General features: G+C 72.1%; 5 protein-coding genes. 2 read left to right on the top strand and 3 right to left on the bottom strand.

The annotated features are described in order from the left end of the window. The coding region (gene modA / locus D7W79_RS40075; protein WP_120530475.1) for a molybdate ABC transporter substrate-binding protein at nt 1–507 on the bottom strand (507 nt) is incomplete at its 3' end. A 72-nt stretch (nt 508–579) separates the two neighbouring features. Between modA and D7W79_RS40070 the strand changes: the two genes are divergently transcribed. Further along, entirely contained in the window at nt 580–1,074 is a 495-nt protein-coding gene (locus tag D7W79_RS40070) for a MarR family winged helix-turn-helix transcriptional regulator (RefSeq protein WP_120530474.1), read from the top strand. Between the two features lie 18 nt (nt 1,075–1,092). On the opposite strand, the gene D7W79_RS40065 is transcribed toward D7W79_RS40070, so the two are convergent. Beyond that, the gene (locus D7W79_RS40065) at nt 1,093–1,725 is read right to left on the bottom strand and encodes a YdcF family protein (protein ID WP_120530473.1); all 633 of its coding nucleotides are present in this window, start codon (nt 1,723–1,725) and stop codon (nt 1,093–1,095) included. Between the two features lie 220 nt (nt 1,726–1,945). Here D7W79_RS40065 and D7W79_RS40060 point away from each other — a divergent pair, with 220 nt between their 5' ends. Beyond that, complete coding sequence (locus D7W79_RS40060; RefSeq protein WP_120530472.1) at nt 1,946–2,509, top strand: hypothetical protein; 564 nt, start codon at nt 1,946–1,948, stop codon at nt 2,507–2,509. Between the two features lie 3 nt (nt 2,510–2,512). On the opposite strand, the gene D7W79_RS40055 is transcribed toward D7W79_RS40060, so the two are convergent. After that, nucleotides 2,513–3,409 carry an endonuclease/exonuclease/phosphatase family protein gene (locus tag D7W79_RS40055; protein ID WP_120530471.1) on the bottom strand — a complete coding sequence of 299 codons (897 nt, stop codon included), beginning with the start codon at nt 3,407–3,409 and terminating at the stop codon, nt 2,513–2,515. Nucleotides 3,410–3,615: the final 206 nt, after the last annotated feature.

Here is a 3,615-nt window from a genome sequence, read left to right as displayed (position 1 = left end):
CGCCAGCGCGGCCCGCACGTCCACCGCCGGCACCACTCGCGGCGCGACGTCCGGCCACACGCCCGCCTTCGTCAGCCACGCCTTCGCGTACACGCCCGCGGGCACCGCCGCCGGCTCCGCCAGCACCACCCGCTTGAGCCCCTTCAGGTCCGCCGGCCCGGCGACCTTCGCCGCCGACCCCACCGGCACCACCACCACCAGCCGGTTGGACAGCAGGTCCACCCGCGAGCCCGCCTGCACGAGCCCCGCCCGGTCGACCAGGTCCAGCTTCGCCTCATCGGCGGAGAGGAAGGCATCCGCGGGAGCCCCCGCCACCACCTGACGTGCCAGGTCACTCGAGGCCCCGAACGCGAAGCGCACCTGGTGCCCCGAGGCCTGCTGGAACGCGGGCGCGAGCGCCTGGAGCACATCCGTCGTGCTCGCCGCCGCGAACACCAGGACCTCCTCCGCCCGCGCGGTCGACACCGACACCCACGCCAGCAACAGGCCCCACCATGTACGGCGCATCGCACGCACCTCCGGATGTTCCTGGCAGCCTACAAGTTGACCCGCACGCACCTCGCCGCTAATGAATACTCTGTGTCACGGAATATCCATAAAGAGGATGAAGCGCTCTCGAAGGACGTCGACCGCATCCAGGAGTTGATGTTCTCGCTGGGCCGTCGCCGTTCGCTCCGTGATCCCATCGCCAGCACCTGCGAGCAGCTCCAGTTCACGCCGCCCCAGGTGCACGCCCTGCTGTGGCTGGGCCTGGACGGCTCGCTCACCATGGGCGAGCTGGCCAAGCGACTGGGCGTCACCGAGAAGACCGTCACCGGCGTCGTGGACCGTCTGGAACGCGAAGGCCACCTGCAGCGCGAACGCGGAGAGACCGACCGACGCGTCGTGCGCTGCCGGCTCACCGACAAGGGAAAGCAGACCTTCGCCAAGCTCGACCGCTCCATGCACCGCGCGATGGGCGTGGTGATGGGCATGCTCGACCCCGAGGACCGCCAGGCCCTCTTCCGCGTCCTGGAGAAGGTGCTCCTGAAGCTGGACGCGCCCACGCCGGACACCCCCGCGTCGGGGACCTGAGGCGCCTCCCTCGCGGCCTCAGCGCCCGCCCGGTGCCCGCGCCAGCAGGAGGCGCGGGTGCAGGAGCAGCGCGAACGCCTCGCGCACCGTCCAGTACGCCCGGTCCCACGCGCGCATCCGCCCGGCGATGCGCGCCGGACTCGTGGCCACCTCCAGCCCCTCGCGCCGGAAGCACTGCCGCGCGCGCAGCAGGTGATACGGGTCGGAGACCACCACCACGCGGCGCGCCCCGCGCTCCCGCAGCAGCCGCGCGCTGAACCGCGCGTTGCCCTGCGTGGAGTGGCTGTCCTCCTCCAGCACGCACGCGGACGCGGGCACGCCCGCCGCCACCGCCAGCTGGAGCATCACGCGCGCCTCGGACGGCGGATGGGCGCCCGCGCCTCCGGACAACAGCAGCCACGGCGCCACGCCCCGCCGGTACAGCGCCACCGCCTGCTCCACGCGCGCCACCAGCGCACCGGACGGCACACCGCCCGGCAGCACCCGCGCGCCCAGCACCACCAGCGCGTCCGCGGGGCCCACGTGCTCGCGCCGGCCGAAGCGGTCCACCCACCACGCGAGCCCGAACACACCGCCCGTGAGCACGCCCGCGCCCAGGAGCACCGCCCTGCGCGCACGGCCGGGTCTGGGAAGGAGGGCAAGGGGCCGCACCGCCAGGACCCTAGTCCTGCACCGGACATCCCGCGGCTCCGGATACACCTTCAGTGAGGCACTGTGTCCGCGATAACAGGTTTCACCGTCCTGGGCCGACGGACGACCCGGTGAATTGTCACGATGCGTATCGCTCGGGAGGGGGGCTCGGGGACACAATGCGAGCTACACCCGGCCGGGGCCCGTGTCGAACCCGGAGCGGCCGGTGGGAGGCATACGGATGGATGTCAAAGGCGTCGCATTCCTGGCACGGCAGACCATGATGGTGCAGGCCTTCGGCGAACCGGCATGGAAGGCCTTCGTCGCGGAGCAGGCGAAGCGGGACCCCATCTTCGGACAGCTCATCATGCCCGTGTCGCGCATCCCGGCGGATGCCTTCCTGCGCTTCAACGAGGCCATGACCCAGCGCTTCTATGGCGGGGACACCAAGGCCTACTGGCAATACGGCATCAAATCCGCCGAGTACGCGCTGGGCCAGGGCCAGCTCAAGACGATGTTCGGCAAGGACGACTTCCGCCGCTTCGCCCTCTTCACCCCCGGCATCTGGAAGGGCTACTTCACCGAGGGCGAGCTGACCGCGCAGCTGCAGGGCAACACCGTGGAGCTGCGCATCACCGGCGTGCCCCGGCCGCACGTCTACTTCGAGCTCGCCGTGATGGGCTTCGCCGCCGGCGGCCTCGCGTACCTGAGCGGCCGCAAGGAGATCCACCACGAGGTCCTCAAGGGCTTCAGCAAGGGGGACCTGGAGGTCCTCTACCGCTTCACCCTGCCCACCGCCGCCTGAGCCTCAGGGCGCCGCGGCGGCCGTGACGGCGGGCGCCGCGCCAGCCGGGGCCACGACGGGCGTCGCGGCGGGCTGAAGCCGCAGGTCCGCCACCACCGGGTAATGGTCGGACACGCCCACCCGGAGCACGCGCGTGGACACCGGGGTGAACGCGCCACACGCCATCACGTAGTCGATGCGCAGCGACGGCAGGAAGAGCGGCATCGGGTAGGTGCCCGTCCCGTCGGAGCGCGTGACGCGCGCCACGTCCTGGAGCTGGCGGCGCAACAGGCGCACCGGACGCGAGTCCGGGTCGTCGTTCAGGTCGCCCATCAACAGCCGGGGCCGGGAGTCCTTCGCCAGCAGCTGGGAGATGAAGACGCTCTGGCGCACGCGCGCCGCGCCGTTGAAGGGCCGGCGGATGAGGTGCGTGGCGTAGACGCTCACCTCGCGCCCGTCCACGTCCAGCACGGCGTGCGCCAGCGTGCGCGGCTCCGCGCCCCTGGGCGTGGGCAGCGGGTACTGCGCCAGCGACGCCAGCGGGTAGCGCGACAGCAGCGCGATGCCGTACGCGCCGCCGTACAGCCGCGTGGTGCCGAAGTGCGCGCGGTACTTCAGGCCGGTGAGCGCCGACAGCCGCTCCACCTGGTCCTCGCCGTGCGCGCGCGTGGAGCCCACGTCCACCTCCTGCAGCGCGACGACGTCCGGGCCCTCCTGGCGGATGACGTCCGCCACCCGCTCCAGGCCCTTGAGGCCGGACTGGATGTTGAAGGTCATCACCCGCAGGGCGCCCGCGTCGCGCTTCGGAGCAGCGGCGACGGGCGTGGTGCCCGAGGACAGGATGGGACGCACCGCGGGACCGGAGGCACAGGCCAGCGATCCCGCGACGAACAACGCGGTCAGGAGGGGGCTCGGTCGCATCAAGGGGGGCGATGGTAGGCCGCCCGCCCTCGCGCTGTCGTCCCGCCCCCCGGGGCACGGCCGGAGAGCAGCCGGGCTTCTAGGACGTGTCCGCAAATAGTTCGAGGGGAGCCGGGTGTTAGGAGGGCATGAGCCGAGGAGAGCTGACAGACGCCCAATGGGAGCGGCTGGCAGGACTGCTGCCGCCCCAGAAACCCGCGCGAGGC

Origin of the sequence: Corallococcus exercitus, from assembly GCF_003611585.1 — a bacterium.
Classification (GTDB): domain Bacteria; phylum Myxococcota; class Myxococcia; order Myxococcales; family Myxococcaceae; genus Corallococcus; species Corallococcus exercitus.
This window is presented reverse-complemented; position numbering and strand designations above follow the sequence as displayed.

Excerpts from the sequence above, each read along its gene's own strand:
- D7W79_RS40060 (WP_120530472.1), top strand. The coding sequence starts at position 1,946 with ATGGATGTCAAAGGCGTCGCATTCCTGGCACGGCAGACCATGATGGTG.
- D7W79_RS40055 (WP_120530471.1), bottom strand. The coding sequence starts at position 3,409 with ATGCGACCGAGCCCCCTCCTGACCGCGTTGTTCGTCGCGGGATCGCTG.